This is a genomic window from Corynebacterium mendelii, assembly GCF_017307055.1.
Taxonomy (GTDB): domain Bacteria; phylum Actinomycetota; class Actinomycetes; order Mycobacteriales; family Mycobacteriaceae; genus Corynebacterium; species Corynebacterium mendelii.
This window is the reverse complement of sequence record NZ_JAFLEQ010000008.1, coordinates 155,143-155,945: the sequence shown is the minus strand read 5'-3', so window position 1 is coordinate 155,945 and position 803 is coordinate 155,143. Positions and strand designations below refer to the sequence as shown.

The following is an 803-nucleotide window of genomic DNA, read 5'->3' as shown; positions in this document are numbered from 1 at the left end:
AGCTGTTCCAGCCGCGGGTTGGCGGCCAGCGGGGCGTATGCCCGCGCCGGGTCAACCCCCATCCCGGCCAGGACGGCGGCGGTCGCCCACGGGCCGTCGCGGGGATGGCCGCTGCTGTCGGCCACCGCCGCGCAGGCGGCGGCGGGGTTCAGCCCGGCCCGGATGACGGCGGCGAAAATATCCAGTTCGGCGGCAGTGCCTGCAGCCGTCGGCCCGGCGGCCCGGCCGGCGGGGTGGCCTGTTGCCGGGGCAAGCCGCCCGGCCGGTGACAAGTCGGCGACATACAGGGCCGCGGCCACCAGCAGTGCCGTGGCGGCGGTGCCCGCGCCAAGAATCGGCATCGCGGTCACACCCCCTTTTCTGCCCGGTTGAAAAGCGCGTGGGCCGACAGCGTTCCGGCGCATAACAGCGCGGTCCCACCGACCAGGCACACGGTGCCGAAGCCACCGCCGGTGAGATATCCCACCGGGTTGCCGCCGAGCAGTTCCCCCAGGCCGATTCCGGCCACCGGCAGTCCGGCCAGCACCCCGGCGGAGGTTTTCGGCCCGGCCAGTGCCGCCTGCACTTTGGCCCGGTGGCGGGCGGCGGCCTGCAGGTTGTCGACCTGGGTGGACAACAGGTCGGCCACCGCGATACCGCGGGTGACAGCCAGCCGCCACAACCGCCCGACGGCGGCCAGCTGCGGGCTTTGCTCCCCGGCGGCCACCAGTTCGGCTGCGCCGTCGCGGCCCAGCGCGGCGGCGCGGGCGGCTGCGGCCACCGCCGACACCACCGGCTGCGGGGCAGGTGGTGCGGTGGTGGCG

General features: G+C 75.6%; 2 pseudogenes. Both read right to left on the bottom strand.

Features of this window, described 5'->3' with window-relative positions:
* Nucleotides 1-341 (bottom strand): annotated as a pseudogene (locus JZY06_RS04000) (hypothetical protein); the annotation flags it as partial.
* 5 nt (nt 342-346) lie between these two features.
* Nucleotides 347-803 (bottom strand): annotated as a pseudogene (locus JZY06_RS03995) (type II secretion system F family protein); the annotation flags it as partial.